The following is a 16970-nucleotide window of genomic DNA, read 5'->3' on the forward strand; positions in this document are numbered from 1 at the left end:
TTTCGCTAAGAAAGCTTTTCACAGTGACTGTAAATGATAAACGGAAAGTGCCGCCGGGGAGAAACTCCTACCGGCGGCCCGACTCAATCACTTGATATTTTCAATAATGTCTTTATAAGTAGACATCTTTTCCTTCAGGTATTCTTCAGACTCACCGGAAGGCTTGAAATTGGGAATAAAGAAAGACTTCTTCTGAGCCTTCTGGATATCTCCTTCATCATATATTTCAGTCAATGCTTCATCGATCTGGTCGACGATGGCCGGGTCCATATCCTTGTTGTAGAGGAAGAAAAACTCTTTATCGAAGGTAAAGTTTTTGTCGTCCCCCATGGTCACGTTAACGTTCGGCTCAACGTACTTCAGTAGCTCTGCGCGAGACGTTTTACCCAACCCTTCTTCTGGCGCTTGCTTGATCGTATCGTGACGTGCAGTGAGCCATAGAAAACGCATCGATTTCTGGTCGTCTTCTGGAAGGCGCGTATACTGCTCGTTGGCTTGAACAGTACCGTTGATCATATCCGCCTGACCATCGAAGAGCTGCTGGTTCTTATCTGCCTGAGAACCGGTATTGACGGCGACCAGGTTGTCTTCCATACCCGGATGCTCGATGCGGATAGCATTCTTCAAGGCGCTGAAACCAATCTCCGAAACGCCACCCGGCTGGATGGCCACACGTACTTCTTCACCGTTACCTGCAGCCGCAATCACGTCGTCGAGGGTTTTATAAGGAGAATCCTTAGGCACCAAGTAGGCATTGCCGGGGTTGATGGCTATAGTCGGTCCGATGGTGTACTTCTCGAAGATATCGTCATATCCCTCGACACCGTAAAGATGACCGAGATAGGACTGATCATGGAAGATCATCAAGGTATTGCCGCGCGAATCCCGGTCCAGTGCACGAAAAGCAGCACTCGCGCCGACGGCATCCACCTTCATATTAAGATCCAGATGATCGGCCAAAGCATCGACGACAATATTGGAGTTCTGGTAGGTATCGCCTCCTGTGGAAGTCGAGCCAATCACCACGCGTACATTGCCACGCAGCGGACCGTCAGCAGCCATGGCGGCGGCACTACCGAAGGCCATTCCGGCCATCAGAATGGAGGTTCCGAGTGTTTTGGAAATGCTGGGCATACTCATGTTTCACCTCTTGCTGTCATTATTGAGAGTGGGTGAATGTCAGGCCCTTAGAGGCCCTTGGCAGTCTCAATCAGGTTTTCTAATTGCTTTTGTTCATCTGGCGTAGGCATCGTCAGCGGTTTACGTACATCCCCCGCCGGCATCCCAATGATGTCGGCCCCTGCCTTCACAAGGCTGACTGCGTAACCTTTCTTGCGATCACGCAGATCGACGAAAGGAATAAAAAACTCTTGAGTAATCTTTTTCACCGTGGCGCTATCGCCTGCACGCAGGGCGCGGTAGAACTTCAACGCCAACTCCGGCACGAAGTTAAATACAGCGGAGGAGTAGGTGTTGACGCCGATGGATAGATACGCCTCGGCGAAGATTTCAGCCGTCGGCACGCCGCCGACATAGATCAGGCGGTCGCCTACCGTCTTGACGATTTTGTTGAGAAGCTGCATATCGCCCTTGCCGTCCTTCAACCCGATCAAGTTAGGGCACTTATCGGCAAGCTGTTGGACCGCCGGCGCTTCGAGGACACCATTGCCACGGTTATAGTAAATGACATTGATCGACGTGCTATCGCAGATCTGGCGGGCATACTCGACCAACCCGTCTTGTGGACATTCGGTCAGATAAGGCGGCATCAGCAAGATACCGTCAGCACCGGCCTCTTCAGCGGCGTTGGCAAAGGCTTTACCGCTTTCCACACTCAACCCTGCACTCGCGATGACCGGCACCTTGCCGCCGACTTCATCGACCGCGACACGCACGATGTGACGAAATTCGTCCAAAGAGAGATTGAAGAATTCACCAGTCCCTCCTGCCACAAAGATGGCGGAGATGTCATGGCTTACGAACCATTCAAGCCGTTTACGATAGCTATTTTCATCGAAGCGACCTGCTGCATCGAAATCCGTGACTGGGAAAGAAAGCAGGCCATCACCCACTGCTTCTACCGTTTTTTCTTTGGAAAAATGCACCGTCATCCCCTCGCATCTGTCTTGTTGAGCGTGATGACATAAAGTCTTTATGTCATACATCATACAAGTCAAAAGATAGATGCATGCTTACTGTCACACAACATCGACAATGGTCGATAACACCAAGGTATAAAGAATGAGCGATGAGAAGGAAGAACAAGGCTCGGCGCAGGGGCGCCGCTACCGGGTACGGAGGTAGCGGCCAACCATCGCGAGACTAGGCCTGGGTGCCCTCGACAACCTCGAATTGCTCGAGACCACCGCCTTCGGAAAAAGCCTCGGCGGGCATGGGATTGGCGTGGGCTTGCTTGAAGTCATCACTGCCTACCCAGACGCGGAAGGCCTCCTGGTCTTCCCATTCCGTCTCGACGAGATAGGGAGCCTGGTTGCCCTGAGGCCGTAATACCCGCATGGCTTTGAAACCAGGCTGTTTGTCGACCTCGCTGGCACGTTGTTGAAACCGACGCTCGAACTCGGCTTCATACCCTGAATTAACGAAAACGCGGTTGATGACGATAAAACTCATCCGTTCTTCTCCTTAGCCAAGCAGTTCACGAGGCGACTGCCAGTGTTTGAGCGTCGCGCACCCCGCTGCCCAGATGTCGGCTTCCAGCGTGGCGATGGTGGCCGGCGGCATGGGCTGAGACGCACGCACATCGCCCTCGACCAGGCGCCCGACCAGTGCGCCGACCAACGGCATGTGGCTGACCAGCAGGCACGGCGTATGCGCGACCTCGTGCTGCAACCAGTCGATGAGCGGCTCCAACGGATCATCCGGGGTGATGATCGGCAGCGTTTCGACGGGGCATTCCAAGGGCGTCGCCATCCACTGCGCGGTCTGCTGAGCACGTCGGTAGGGGCTGGCGACGATACGCAGTGTCGTGCGTACGTCATTGGCAAGCATGTTGTCCAGCCATGTCCCCATGGCACGCGCTTCCGCCTCACCCTTCTTAGTGAGTGATCGCTCACTATCCGGCATACCTGGCACGGCTTCGCCATGACGCATGATATAAAGGTTCGACACGATCACGTCTCCTCAGCGCCAGGTTCCATCCGACGTGCCTCGAATACATCCTGTCGCGGCAGGACGAATTCAACGTCGCTGCTCTGCTCTTGCTGCATGAGCATTTGTGCCATCTGCCGCGCCGGCACGCCATTGAACAGCACTTGATAAAGCCCTTCGGCCAGGGGCATGTAAATGTCTTCACGGCGCGCTTTCTCGCGTACCAAGCTGACCGTATTGACGCCTTCCGCGACCTGCCCCAGCGACTCTATGGCTTCCTCGAGCGTCTTGTTTTCACCCAAGGCGAACCCGACGCGGTAATTGCGCGAGAGCTTCGACGAGCAGGTCACGATAAGATCCCCCACGCCCGCCAACCCAATGAAGGTCAGCGGATTGGCGCCCAGCGCCACCGCGAAACGGCTCATTTCCGCCAGCGCCCGCGTCATCAGCATGCTGCGCGTGTTTTCCCCCATGCCCAGCGCCGCCGCCATTCCCGCGGCGATGGCATAGATGTTTTTCAGCGCACCGCCCAATTCGACGCCATAGCGGTCGTTGCTGGCATAGACACGGAAATAATCGCAGCCGAGCGCCGATTGTACCCGTGCCCGGGTATAGGGATCGTCGCTGGCGATGACCGTCGCCGTGAGGTGCTTGTCGGCAATTTCAGAGGCGAGATTGGGCCCCGAAAGCACACCGATATGGGGGAAGCCGGTCTCTTCCTCGAGGATCTGGCTCATCAATTTGAAGCCCTCCTCACGGATTCCCTTGGTGGTGCTGACCAGAATTTGCGAAGGCTCGAGCCACGTCCGAGCCTGACGGACGACGGCGGAAAAGGCGCTCGAGGGAATGGCGATGAAGACCACCTCGGCATCCTGTAGCACCGCACGCATATCATCGGAAGCGACCACCGAAGGATTGATGGCGTAATTCGGCAAGTAGCGTGGATTGCGATGCTCACGGTTGATCTGCTCGATCAAAGCCGGATCGCGCAACCACTGGCGCACACGGGCTCCATTGTCGGCGGCAATACTGGCAATGGCGGTGCCAAAGCTGCCGCCGCCCAGCACGGCGACTTGAAGATGTTCGTCGGTCATGGACGTTTCCTGGTGGCCTGCGAAATGACGCCATTGTAGCGGACCTGACGTGTCACGCACGCCCGATCATCGTCTGCCTGCAAACGACGACACCGCCCGTGGGCGGTGTCGTCGTACTACTTACTTTGCTCCTGCCAAGCAACAGGCCGATTAGTCGATCATCGGCAACAAGGCATCGATGCTCGATTTGGCGTCACCATACAGCATGCGCGTGTTTTCCTTGAAGAACAGCGGGTTCTCGATACCCGAGTAGCCCGTACCCTGACCACGCTTGCAGACGAAGACTTGCTTGGCGTCCCACACCTTGAGCACCGGCATACCGGCGATGGGGCTGTTGGGGTCTTCCTCGGCGGCAGGGTTGACGATGTCATTGGAGCCGATGACGATCACCGCGTCGGTTTCGGCGAAATCGTCGTTGATCTCGTCCATCTCCAGCACGATGTCGTACGGCACCTTGGCCTCGGCCAGCAGCACGTTCATGTGGCCTGGCAAACGCCCGGCAACCGGATGAATACCGAAGCGCACGGTCTTGCCGGCGGCGCGCAACTTGCGAGTCAGCTCGCTGACTGCGTTCTGCGCCTGCGCCACCGCCATGCCATAGCCAGGCACGATGATCACACTATCAGCATCGTTGAGCGCACTCGCCACGCCACCGGTATCGATGGCAACCTGCTCGCCCTCGATCTCCGCAGCCGGCCCTTTGCTGCCACCGAAGCCACCCAGTATCACGTTGACGAAGTTGCGATTCATCGCCTTGCACATGATGTAGGAAAGAATGGCACCCGAGGAGCCCACCAGCGCCCCGGTCACGATCAGCAGATCGTTGGAGAGCGTAAAGCCGATGGCCGCCGCTGCCCAACCGGAGTAGCTGTTGAGCATCGACACCACCACTGGCATGTCGGCACCGCCGATGCCCATGATCAAGTGATAGCCGATAAAGAACGCCAGCAGCGCCAACAACAGCAGCGTCCAGAAGCCGGCACCGTTAAGATAGGCGATCGCCAGCAGCAGCGAGACGATCGCCGCCCCAGCATTGAGCAGATGGCCGCCCGGCAGTTGGCGTGGCTTGCCGTCCACCTTGCCTGCAAGCTTGCCGAAAGCGACCACCGAACCGGTAAACGTCACCGCGCCGATGAATACGCCCAGCACCACCTCGACCTGCAGGAAGGTCAGCTCTGCCGGCGTCTTCTCAGCCACCAGCGCCGCGAAGGCCGAAAACCGCTCGCTGGCGTCCCCGGCGAATTGCGCGGCCATGACACGCCGACGCTCCAGGTCGGCATTGAAGCCGATGAACACCGCCGCCAAGCCGACGAAGCTATGCAGCGCCGCGACCAGTTGGGGCATCTCGGTCATATCGACCTTCTTGGCCAGATAGACACCAATGCCGGCGCCGATCACCATCATCGGAATCATCCACCAATAACCGCCCACATTGGGGCCGAACATGGTGAAGACCACCGCCAGGCCCATCCCGACAATGCCATACCAGACGGCACGCTTGGCCTTTTCCTGATTACTCAATCCCCCCAGCGAGAGGATGAACAACACACTTGCCGCCACCGCTGCGGCGGACACCAATCCTTGACTCAACATCGTCTTTTCTCCGCCGCGTTAGGATTTCTGGAACATGGCGAGCATCCGGCGCGTCACCAGGAAACCACCCACGATATTAATGGTGGCAATCAGCACCGAAATGCCGGCCAACAAGCCTACCAGCCAACTGCCCGACCCGATCTGCAAGACCGCGCCCAGGACGATGATGCCCGAGATGGCGTTGGTCACCGCCATCAACGGCGTATGAAGCGAGTGACTGACATTCCAGATCACTTGGAAACCCACGAAGCAGGCCAGTACGAACACAATGAAGTGCTGCATGAACGACGCTGGCGCCACCAGGCCCAGCAGGCCCATCACCACACCCCCGGCCACGAGCATGCCCACTTGGCGCTTGGTCTGGGCAAGGAAGGTGGCATGCTCAGCAGCCTTCTTCTCTTCAGCGGTGGGCTCCTTGGGTTTCTCCTTGGGCGCCGACTGCCCGATGGCCTTGACCTTGGGCGGCGGCGGCGGAAAGGTGATCTCGCCATGATGCGCCACGGTGACGCCACGAATCACGTCGTCTTCCATGTCGTGAACGATCACGCCATCCTTTTCCGGCGTCAGATCGGTGAGCATGTGACGAATATTGGTGGCGTAGAGCAGCGACGCCTGCGTCGCCATGCGCGAAGGGAAATCGGTATAGCCGACCACGACCACACCGTTGTCGGTGACGATACGCTCGTCGGGTACGGTGAGATCGCAGTTACCGCCCTTCTCGGCCGCCAAGTCAACGATCACCGAGCCCGGCTTCATGGCCTGGACCATATCCTCGAGCCACAGTTTGGGCGCCGGCTTGCCCGGGATCAACGCGGTGGTGATGACGATATCCACCTCGGGCGCCTGCTCGCGGAATAGCGCCAGCTGCTTCTCGCGAAACTCGGGGCTGGAGGGGGCGGCATAACCACCAGAGCCCGAGCCATCCTGGCTGTCTTCGAAGTCGAGGAACAGGAACTCGGCGCCCATCGACTCGATCTGCTCAGCCACTTCGGGGCGTACGTCGAAGGCACGTACCACGGCGCCCAGGCTGGTCGCTGTACCGATGGCCGAGAGCCCAGCGACGCCCGCGCCCACGACCAGCACCTTGGCCGGCGGTACCTTGCCCGCCGCCGTGACCTGACCGGTGAAAAAGCGTCCGAAATGATTGCCGGCCTCGATGACCGCCCGATAGCCGGCAATGTTGGCGGTGCTGGAAAGCGCATCCATCTTCTGAGCGCGCGAAATACGCGGCACCATGTCCATGGCCATGACCGTGGCACCGGTCGCCTTGCAACGCTCGAGCAAGTCCTCGTTCTGAGCCGGCCAGAAAAACGCGATCAGCGTCTGCCCCTCGCGCAGATAACCGACTTCCTCTTCGTCGGGTTCGCGTACCTTGATGACGACATCGGCCGCCGACCACAACGCCGCGCCGCCGTCGACAACCTCGACACCCGCATCGCGGTATGCATCGTCATCGAAACCGGCTGCCCGCCCGGCGCCTGATTCAATGACGCATTCATGGCCGAGTTTCTGGATGTGCTGAGCACTTTCCGGCGTCAGCGCCACGCGCGCCTCGCCCTGGGCACGCTCCTTGGGAGCCCCAATTCTCATGCCGCACCTCCTGTTTCGTGTCGGATGGCACCTTGCCAGGCACCGCTTGTCATCTCTTCGGTGATGTTCATCCTTGACTCCTTGCTCGTCGCATAGGGCTCTCCCTCATGGAATCTTGTGTCATGTCGATACATTGAAACGTAGTCATGCAAATAACACCGTCATACATCAAGAACGTCGATGCATCTCGAATAAAAGATCTTATTTGTTTAAGGAAAAACGTCTTGAAAATCAACAGGAAAAACAAAATTTTCCATCATAATCATTGAGTTATAGCAAGCATAACACTGCTCTTATGCCTCGAAATGAATCACAAGCCCTTGTTTTAACTTGAAATTATTTTATAAACACAACCTACCCATTCCCTTATAGCCATCATAAACGATACGTTATTTACACTTTGTCTCAGTTACGTCTTGCGCATATTGAAAGCGTGAATGCCGCTTTTCCGATAACGCTATTCAACAATCACGACACAGCTCCTCCACGCTCAGCACCTCGATACCCTGGCGTTCGAGAAGTGCAAGCCCCAATCCATGCAGGGTCTCGGCCTGCCAATGAAGGCCGCTGCGGTCCGTCAGTTCCTCATCGGCACAGGCATCGGCCAACACCGTCACCGAAAATCCGAGGCATTGCGCATGCCGCGCCAATGTAGAGATCGTGCCCAGCGTGGTAACCCCTGCCAAGACGAGATGCGAAATGCCGTGATGGTGCAGCCAGATATCGAGATCGGTATCGACAAAGGCGTCGTCGGTATGGGTCGTGACCACACGCTCGCCGGGAAGTGGCACGGCGCAGGGCATGGCCTCAGTACCCGCGTGATCGCTCCGGCAGGAGGCATGCGACTCACGCGAGAAACGTCGGACATGCACTATACAGCCTTCACCCCCTCTCCAATCATCCAGCAGTGCTGTCAGCGGCGCGACAAGCGTGGGCCGCGCAGGCGAGTGCAGCATGGACGCCACGAGCAACGCGGCCGGCGCGTCGCGTGCCTCGTGAGGATGAAGGGGTAATACCTGACAGCGAGGTGCCATGACGCCTCCTTTCGACGAACCGCTTCGTCTTGAGTATGGCGCATCATGGCAATTGTCGAAAAAAGGCTGTCGCCAGACGCTGTCATACGACGCCGTGCGATGCGACGTCGTGGAATATCATGACGAGCAGGAAAGGCAGATCACAGAGGCTTCCGGCGCCGGGGCGGCCGCCCAGCGCTCCATGCCCGGCTGCGGCGTAAAAGGGTCTTCGAGCAAGGCCCGGAATTCGGCCAACGGCGCCGTATCGCCCGCCTCCGCCGCCTCGATGACCTGCTGAATGAGGTGCGTACGCGGCACATAGAGAGGGTTGACCGCGTGCATGGCGTCACGGCGCGACGCAGCATCACGCTCCTCTTCCTCAAGGCGCTGACGATAGCGCGACAGCCAAGCCGCCAGACCTTCGGCCGGCACCTCTTCATGCAGCCACTCGCCCTCATCGACAACCCATTCCCCCAGGGCACGAAAGGCCCGATGGTAGTCGGCCCCGGCGTCGGCCAGCAGCGTCAGCCAGTCCTGAACCAGTTGGGCGTCGCCATCTTGCGCGTACTCAAGCCCCAAGCGTGCCCGCATCAGACGCGCGTACTCCTGTTGCAGCGCCGGTTCGTACTCTGCTAGCTGCGTACGCAGCGCCTCTGGATCGGCCAACGGCGTCAGCGACTGGCCCAGTACCGAGAGGTTCCACAACCCTACCCCGGGTTGTTGATCGAAGGCGTAACGGCCCGAGGTATCGGTGTGGTTGGGCACCAGGGTGGGATCGTAGCGATCCATGAAGGCATAGGGCCCGTAGTCCAGCGTTAATCCCAGAATCGACATGTTGTCGGTATTCATCACCGCATGGACGAAGCCATAAGCTTGCCAGGCGGCGATCAAGCGTGCCGTGCGTACGACCGTATCGCCGAACAGCGCCTCCGCCGGTGCCTCACTTTCCGCCAAGGATGGACGGTGGCGCGTAATGACATGCTCGACGAGACGCTGAAGGTCATCGTTGCGACGCGCCTGATACAGCCATTCGAAGTGCCCGAAGCGCACATGGCTGGGTGCCAGGCGCAATAGCGTCGCGCCGGGCTCGACCCGCTCGCGCTGGACCTTCTCGTCGTTGATCGACAGGGCCAGCGCCAGCGTCGTGGGAACCCCCAGGCCCGCCATGGCCTCACCGGCGAGATATTCACGAATCGTCGAACGCAGCACCGCACGGCCATCGCCGAAACGCGAATACGGCGTTTGTCCGGCTCCCTTGAGATGCAGATCCCAGAAGCCGTCGTCGGTCGCCACTTCCCCCAGCAGCAGCCCACGCCCATCACCCAGGGCGGGGTTATAGACTCCAAACTGATGGCCCGTATATTTCTGTGCCAGAGGGTCCATCCCCGATAATACGGTTTCACCCCCCATCACTTGGCGCAATGTCTCCCGCGACGGGGAATCGTCATTGAAAAGCGCAGGGTCGAGGCCTAGCGTATGGGCACCGCGCGGACTGATATCCACCAGTCGCGTGTTTTTCCAGGCTGCGGGACTGACCCGGGTGAAAAAGTCGTCGGGCAGACGCGCCCAAGCATTGTCGAAGCGCAGCGCATCGAGCGTCATGGTGAGACCTCGCGAAGGGGCATATGCACCTACTTTACACGCCCGGCAACAACCGATAAAAGTGTGCCGAACTAGCAAAAACGCCGCCCGAAGGCGACGTTGAGATACGGAGAAGGCAACGCCTCAGGCCGGGCTGTCTTCGGCGTCGTCGGTGCTGTGCTCGCGAATCAATTCAGCATTGGTGCGCAGCAGCGCCAACAGCACATCGAAATAATTGTCACGCACGGAGTAGCTGTCCAGTGTCCGAATCAGTGACTCGGCACTGACGGGCGCTCCTTCTTCATTCTGCGCGGCCCGCGTTTGACGCATCGCGAGATACGCACGGTGCGTATTCAAGTTATGCAGGTACGCTTCGATACTCGCCTGAACGCTATCGAAGTGCTGGTAATGGCGGTTACTACCGCGCTGTGCCAAGCCGCAGCCCTCACTGAAGCAACGCAAGCCGAACAGGTTGTTGCCCTTGCGCGCGAAGCGCGAAGTCCCCCACCCCGACTCTTCGACGGCCTGGATGACCACCATTTCCAACGGCAACGTATCGACACGAGAGAGAAGGTACTCGAACGTGTTGGATGTGCCGCATTCGATCTGATAGCTATCGCACAATCGTTGAAGATGCGACCGCTGGGCATCGCTCAGCGAATCCTGACGCTCACGCACGTCGAGCAACCAATCACGTTGGGCCTGGATCTTGGCGTTTTCGGCTTCGACCAGCGGCACCAGCAACTCGAGAAACGCCGTTTTGCGCTCGGGCCCGGCCGCATATTCGCGCAGGTCCGGCATCTCCTCGACGGGGTCGAGAGCCGGCGTATCGATGTTGCTTTCGAGCGTCCGCTCGTCTCGCGAGGCAGACGCGGCGTAGGCATCCATGGGTGGCGGCGTCACCGTCACACCAAGCGCCCCCAGCAATGTCGCCGCGACTACGCCACGCCACCACCGAGAAAAGAACAAGTCGTGTCGAATCGGCATGAGACGACTCCTTGAACATGAAGACGTCAGTCTAGCAACAACGAGCGTCCATGTTGAATCAATATTGTCACTATCGAAACGCAACGGGCCGGCTCATAAGGCCGGCCCGGTAAGCGAACGCCAACGCCTATCAGCTGCTCAAGAGCTTGTTGAGACGCTGGACATAGGTCGCGGGGTCCTCGAGATGCCCGCCCTCGGCGATGATCGCCTGATCGAGCAGGATCCGCGCGAGGTCATCGAACCTGGCGTCATCGGCACTTTCCAGGCGTGTCACCAATCCATGCTCGGGGTTGAGTTCGAGGATCGGCTTGACCTCCGGCAGCGGCTGTCCGGCCGCTTCCATGAGGCGGCGCATCTGATAGCCCATGTCATGCTCGGAAAGTACGACACAGGCCGGCGAATCGGTCAGACGGTGCGTCACGCGCACTTCCTGTACCTCGTCGCCCAACGCAGCCTTGACGCGCTCGAGCAGTGACGCCTTGGCCTTGGCCGTCTCTTCCTGGGCTTTCTTTTCTTCCTCGTCGGCCATCTCGTCGAGATCGAGATCACCCTTGGCGACATCGACCAAGGACTTGCCGTCGTATTCGGTGAGATGGCTCATTAGCCACTCGTCGATACGATCATGCAGCAAGAGTACTTCGATGCCCTTCTTGCGGAAGATTTCCAAATGCGGGCTGTGGCTTGCCGCATTGAAGCCATCGGCCACCAGGTAATAAATCTTCTGCTGACCTTCCTTCATGCGCTCCACGTAGCCGGCCAGCGACTGATCCTGAGTCGCGCTGTCGGTGTGTGTGGAAGAGAAACGCAACAGCTCGGCGACCTTGTCACGGTTGGCGAAGTCTTCCGCCGGCCCTTCCTTGAGCACGTTGCCGAAGGCATTCCAGAACGTCTGGTAAGCGTCTTCATCCTTGGCCAGCTTCTTGAGCATGTCCAGCGAGCGTTTGGTCAACGCGGACTTGAGCTTGTCGACCTGAGGATCTTTCTGCAGCAATTCACGCGAGATGTTGAGCGACAGATCCTTGGAGTCGACCACACCCTTGATGAAACGCAGATACAGCGGCAGGAACTGCTCGGCGTCGTCCATGATGAACACGCGCTGCGCATAGAGCTTGAGCCCACGTACGCCCTCGCGTTGATTGAGATCGAATGGCGCGCGCCCCGGCACGTAAAGCAAGCTGGTGTATTCGAGCGTGCCTTCGACCTTGTTATGGCTCCAGATCAGCGGGTCGCTGAAGTCGTGCGCCACGTGCTTATAGAATGCCTTGTATTCATCATCGCTGATTTCTTCCTTGGGCCGCACCCACAGCGCCGTCGCCTCGTTGACGGTTTCCCAGGTGACGGTTTCGCTACCCTCGATCTCGTTGCCTTCTTCATCGTGGGCCTTCTCGACCTTGGGCATGCGCACCGGGACTTCGATGTGATCGGAGTAGGTGCGTACGAGATGCTTGAGGCGCTCGGCGTCGGCGAATTCCTTCGCGTCTTCCTTCAAGTGCAGCACGATTTCGGTGCCGCGTTCGGCCTTGTCGATATCCGCGATATCGAATTCGCCTTCACCACGGGAATGCCATTCCACGCCCTGTTCCTGATCGACACGGCGCGTGCGCACGGTGATTTCATCGGAAACGATGAAGCCAGAATAGAAGCCCACACCGAATTGACCGATCAACTTGGCATCTTTCTGCTTTTCGCCGGAGAGCTGCTGGAGGAATTCCGCCGTGCCGCTGCGAGCGATAGTGCCCAGGTTCTGGATGACCTCGTCGCGACTCATGCCGATGCCGTTATCACGCACGGTGACGGTGCCCGCCTCGGCATCGTGCTCGATCTCGACGCGCAACTCGCTATCATTGCCATACAGCGCATCGTTGTCCAACGCCTCGTAGCGCAGCTTGTCGCAGGCATCCGCGGCATTGGAAATCAGCTCACGCAGGAAGATCTCCCGGTTGGAATACAGGGAGTGGATCATCAACTGCAAGAGCTGTTTGACTTCGGTCTGGAAGCCCATTGTTTCGGCTTGAGTGGCGGTAGTCATGGTCGAAATTCCCCTGTGGCCATAACGGATGCATGTTAAACGGTGAAGAATGTGACGATAGATGTCGTCATGCGCATCGATATGGGGGCCGCGCGAGACTTTTCAAGCGCTTGCGGCTCGACCCAAGCGTTCCCATGGGCAGGGACTTCAACTTCAGGGTGTGGTATCGGGCGGGTCGATGCCTTTCCAGTGGCGGTAAGGCGCAAGCGAATGGTCGACGCGGGTCAGCAACCAGCCGACGATGAAGACGTCATCGATCACGCCGATGAGCATCAGGAAATCGGGGATGATATCGAATGGCATGATCAAGTAGGCCACCGCCGCCGTCATCCAACCGCAGGCCGCCCAGGGCACGGGGCGATAGCGACCCGCCATCACGTCGCCCAGCATGGGCACGAACACACGCAACGCGCGGGCAATGCGCATCAGTGCCCCGCTACGCTGCTTGAGCCGCGACCACCGGGCCAGTCCTCGCATGAATTTCATGGCATGCCTCCTTGGCGTTGCGTGCTTGCTGGCGTCATCATGCAGGGTGTCGCCGTTCGACAACACTACCCAAGGCGCGTCCCCTGAGCGAGGATGATCACATCATTATCCCGCCAGGCAAGCAAGGAGACATGGAAGATGCTCGCATCGCGGCTTCGCCAACGCTGGCTGACCCTATTATCGGTGGCCTCGCTAGGACTTGCGTTACAGGCCACCGACGTCCAGGCGCAATCCGACACGCAGACGCTCGACGCTGCGGATCGCGCCATGAAAGACGCACTCGCCGCTGCCCGCGATCACCGCTGGTCACGCATCGATGACGCTGCTATCGATGATCACGTGCTGGCCGGATACGTGGAATATCATCGGCTCAAGGCGCACCTGACGAGCGCCCCCGCGGTAGAGGTAGAAAGCTACATCGCACGCCATACCGACTCGCCCCTCTCGAACTGGATGCGCGGCCAGGCACAGATCGCGTTTGGCCGCGACGGCCGCTTCGATGATCTGCTGGCCATCAGCGATGGCAAGCCCTCGGGCACCATCCGGCAATGTTATTACTACACCGCCCTGCTCGATCGCCAACCACAAGAAGCCGCGCAAGGCGGACGCGAACTATGGCGAGTCGGACATTCGCAACCCGATGCCTGCGATCGGCTGTTCGATACCTTGCGCGAACGCGGCGACATCGACGAGGGCGATATCTGGACGCGGCTGACACTGGCCTGGCAAGGCGGCGAGAGTCGCCTCGTCGACTATCTGGCAGACCAGCTCGACGGCGACTGGGACGCCGGTATCGGCGCACTCGAGCGCCTGCGCAGTAACTACGCGGCCATTACCCAGATCCCCACCGATATTGGCCCTCAAGGACAAGGCAGCGGTGCGCTCTTCACCGCCGCGATGCACAATTTCACGCGCGCCGACACGGAAGCCGCGCTCGAGGCCTGGCGCAAGATCGCGCCCCACCTCTCGTTGAGCGATACGCAACGCCACACCATCGAACATGATCTGGCGTTCTATTCGATGGTGCGCGACGTCGACAACAATCTCGGTTGGGCCGACGACGCCTTGCCCCGTCTTGCAGATGGCGACCTGTTCGAACTGCGGGTACGCAATGCCCTGGCCGATCAAGATTGGGGCGAGGTCATCGACTGGATCGATGCGATGCCGGAAGCCACCCGCCAGAAAGCCCATTGGCAATACTGGCTGGGCCGCGCACTCAATCAGCGCGGCGACACCGAGTCCGCGCAGGCCGCTTGGCAACTTGCCGCCCAGGAGCGCGGATTCTTTGCCTTCGCGGCCGCCGACAAGCTCGGTCAGCCCTATGCCTTGAACATGGACATGCCCGACGTCACGCCACTGCAAGGCGAACTGGCCGCCATGCGACCCAGCGTCCAGCGCAGCGAGGCCCTGCGGCGCATCGACGAGCCAGGGCTGGCGCGTAGCGAATGGTTCCACGCCATTGGTCAAGCCAGCGCGTCCGATGCCGCCGCACTCAACGCCTACGCGCTCGAACGGGGTTGGTACGACCTGGCCGTGCATGGGGCAATCATGGCCCAGCAATGGGATGCCCTGGCCTGGCGCTTTCCTCCCGCGTATCAAGCGGACTTCACTCAATGGGGGCAACGCAACGGTGTCGATCCCTATCTGCTGATGGCGATTTCCCGGCGGGAGAGCGCATTCAATCGCCAAGCCGTTTCACCGGTCGGCGCACGCGGACTCATGCAGCTCATGCCGGGCACCGCATCGCATGTCAGTCGTAACCTGGACATCGACGCGCCAAGCCTCGGCGAGCTCTTCGAACCGACCACCAATATTCGCTTGGGGAGCGCTTACATTCGCGACATGATGGAGCGCTATCGAGGCAACCGTCTCGCCGCCGCAGCGGCTTACAACGCTGGCCCCGGTCGGGTCGACCGTTGGCTTCGCGAGGCTTCCGGTAATTTCGACCTTTTCGTGGAGCGAATTCCGTACCACGAAACTCGCGCCTACGTACAAGCCGTGCTGACGTATCGAGTCATCTTCGAGAGCCTCGCCAAACAAGGCGATTCGCAAGGCGTCGCACTGCTGACCCAAGACGAACGTGAAGGCATTTACGACACCACGCTGCTGGCCTGTAACCCGTAAACGCAAGCGCCGACGCCCCTCAAGGGCGTCGGCGCATCACCAAAGCTTGTGAACTTTCTCAGGGGCGCTGAGCCAGCGCCAGTTTGACGCCGAAGAGTACCAGTACCGTACCGGTGGCGCCTTCCATCATCCGCGATACCCAGCGTTTAGCCAGCCATCTGGCCGCACTTCCCACCATCAGCACCACGCCCATCTGCCATATATTGGCGATCACGAAATGCACGCTTGCAAGCCACAACGACTTGGCTAACGCGGGATCGCCCGGCGCAATGAACTGCGGCAGAAACGCCATATAGAACACGACGGTCTTGGGATTGAGCACATTGGAGAGAAAGCCTTCACGCAATGACAGCCAAGTGCTGACCCGCTCCTTGCGTACGCCCATGTCGGCCACCGGCAAACCACCCCCTCGGCGGGCGCTGACCAGACTCCTGAGCCCTAACCAGATCAAGTATCCCGCGCCGAGCAGCTTGAGCGCGTTGAAGGCCCAAGCCGATTGCAGGAGGATCAGCGAGATCCCGAGCGCCGAGACGGTGGCATGCACAAACAGGCCAGAGCAGATCGCCACGCTGGTCAGCACGCCATCGCGTGCGCCCCCGCGCGAGGTGTTACGAATGACCAGTAACGTGTCCACGCCCGGTGTCAGCGTCAGCAGTGTAATCGCCACTAGAAACGGCCAAAACTGGGCGTCGAAGAACATAGATGTTTCCCGGTAACTAAAACGCGAGCCACCCAAGCGACATGGAAGTCACACGTCGTGACCCATAAGTGTTTACAAGAGCCAGAAGGCACTCACGGCAAGTCCTACAGCCATTAGCACACCGATCAGTAGCAACAGACCATCCTCGGCTGTCATGCCCAAGCCGATCACCGTAATCGTCAGCGCCGGCATCGCCGCCGCGAAGGGGAGCAATTCCAGGGGAATCATGGCCAGTGCCAATGCGATGACCAGTACTGCGATGAGGCGGCGCGCGACCGGTTGCAACAATACTTCCAGGCGTTGTGCCAGCAGCTTGTCGATACGTTGCGTCCAGGGCCGGACGCGTTTGACGGTGCGGTGCAGCTTGTCATGGCTGACGCCCCGCTCACGCAGTTTCCTCGGCAACCAGGGCGATTGCCGCCCCAGCAACTGTTGCGACGCCATCAAAACGATGCACACGGCACATAGCGTGGGCACGCCGGGCACGCCACCGGTGGGCAGGAATGCCAGCAATGCAGGCAGCGTAATCAGAGGGCCGAAGCCCCGCGAGCGAAATGTCGCGACGATATCCTGCAGGCAGATGGTCTTGCCATCATTGGCGTCGTCGAGCGTTTCCAGCAACTGGGTCAAACTGATGCGCGACTCCATGCGCGATTTCTCCTTGG

15 protein-coding genes are annotated in these 16970 nt (G+C 59.2%); 1 reads left to right on the forward strand and 14 read right to left on the reverse strand.

From position 1 onward, the window contains the following. Positions 1-87 precede the first annotated feature (87 nt). The 12 genes from OP494_RS08505 to OP494_RS08560 all read right to left on the reverse strand — a co-directional run bounded on the left by OP494_RS08505 (position 88) and on the right by OP494_RS08560 (position 13481). Positions 88-1140 carry an ABC transporter substrate-binding protein gene (locus OP494_RS08505; RefSeq protein WP_280540313.1) on the reverse strand — a complete coding sequence of 351 codons (1053 nt, stop codon included), beginning with the start codon at positions 1138-1140 and terminating at the stop codon, positions 88-90. A gap of 47 nt (positions 1141-1187) precedes the next feature. Continuing rightward, positions 1188-2105, reverse strand: a complete 918-nt coding sequence (kdgD, locus tag OP494_RS08510) for a 5-dehydro-4-deoxyglucarate dehydratase (RefSeq protein WP_280540314.1) — start codon at positions 2103-2105, stop codon at positions 1188-1190. Between the two features lie 217 nt (positions 2106-2322). Continuing rightward, positions 2323-2631, reverse strand: coding sequence for an antibiotic biosynthesis monooxygenase (locus OP494_RS08515; RefSeq protein ID WP_280540315.1), 309 nt, complete (start codon positions 2629-2631; stop codon positions 2323-2325). A 12-nt stretch (positions 2632-2643) separates the two neighbouring features. After that, complete coding sequence (sixA, locus tag OP494_RS08520; protein ID WP_280540316.1) at positions 2644-3129, reverse strand: phosphohistidine phosphatase SixA; 486 nt, start codon at positions 3127-3129, stop codon at positions 2644-2646. A gap of 2 nt (positions 3130-3131) precedes the next feature. After that, positions 3132-4202, reverse strand: a complete 1071-nt coding sequence (locus OP494_RS08525; RefSeq protein ID WP_280540317.1) for an NAD(P)H-dependent glycerol-3-phosphate dehydrogenase — start codon at positions 4200-4202, stop codon at positions 3132-3134. Positions 4203-4352: 150 nt separating this feature from the next. Then, the gene (locus OP494_RS08530; RefSeq protein ID WP_280540318.1) at positions 4353-5795 is read right to left on the reverse strand and encodes an NAD(P)(+) transhydrogenase (Re/Si-specific) subunit beta; all 1443 of its coding nucleotides are present in this window, start codon (positions 5793-5795) and stop codon (positions 4353-4355) included. A gap of 18 nt (positions 5796-5813) precedes the next feature. Next, on the reverse strand, positions 5814-7385 hold the full coding sequence (locus OP494_RS08535) for a Re/Si-specific NAD(P)(+) transhydrogenase subunit alpha (protein WP_280540319.1): 1572 nt from the start codon (positions 7383-7385) through the stop codon (positions 5814-5816). 461 nt (positions 7386-7846) lie between these two features. Beyond that, complete coding sequence (locus tag OP494_RS08540; RefSeq protein WP_280540320.1) at positions 7847-8419, reverse strand: isochorismatase family protein; 573 nt, start codon at positions 8417-8419, stop codon at positions 7847-7849. A 117-nt stretch (positions 8420-8536) separates the two neighbouring features. Beyond that, on the reverse strand, positions 8537-10000 hold the full coding sequence (locus OP494_RS08545) for a protein adenylyltransferase SelO family protein (RefSeq protein ID WP_280540321.1): 1464 nt from the start codon (positions 9998-10000) through the stop codon (positions 8537-8539). 123 nt (positions 10001-10123) lie between these two features. Next, a complete protein-coding gene (locus tag OP494_RS08550) occupies positions 10124-10966 on the reverse strand; it encodes a protein bax (RefSeq protein ID WP_280540322.1) in 843 nt (280 codons plus the stop codon). 130 nt (positions 10967-11096) lie between these two features. Then, entirely contained in the window at positions 11097-12995 is a 1899-nt protein-coding gene (htpG, locus tag OP494_RS08555; RefSeq protein ID WP_280540323.1) for a molecular chaperone HtpG, read from the reverse strand. Positions 12996-13148: 153 nt separating this feature from the next. After that, entirely contained in the window at positions 13149-13481 is a 333-nt protein-coding gene (locus OP494_RS08560; RefSeq protein WP_280540324.1) for a YkvA family protein, read from the reverse strand. Between the two features lie 138 nt (positions 13482-13619). Between OP494_RS08560 and OP494_RS08565 the strand changes: the two genes are divergently transcribed. Beyond that, the gene (locus tag OP494_RS08565; RefSeq protein WP_280540325.1) at positions 13620-15605 is read left to right on the forward strand and encodes a transglycosylase SLT domain-containing protein; all 1986 of its coding nucleotides are present in this window, start codon (positions 13620-13622) and stop codon (positions 15603-15605) included. A gap of 58 nt (positions 15606-15663) precedes the next feature. Here the strand turns inward: OP494_RS08565 and OP494_RS08570 are convergent, their stop codons facing one another. Together OP494_RS08570 and OP494_RS08575 are read right to left on the reverse strand one after the other, a co-directional pair. Then, complete coding sequence (locus OP494_RS08570) at positions 15664-16305, reverse strand: LysE family translocator (protein WP_280540326.1); 642 nt, start codon at positions 16303-16305, stop codon at positions 15664-15666. A 72-nt stretch (positions 16306-16377) separates the two neighbouring features. Further along, entirely contained in the window at positions 16378-16953 is a 576-nt protein-coding gene (locus tag OP494_RS08575; RefSeq protein WP_280540327.1) for an exopolysaccharide biosynthesis protein, read from the reverse strand. Between the last annotated feature and the right edge of the window lie 17 nt (positions 16954-16970).

Source organism: Chromohalobacter sp. 11-W (assembly GCF_029889905.1).
Taxonomy (GTDB): Bacteria; Pseudomonadota; Gammaproteobacteria; order Pseudomonadales; family Halomonadaceae; genus Chromohalobacter.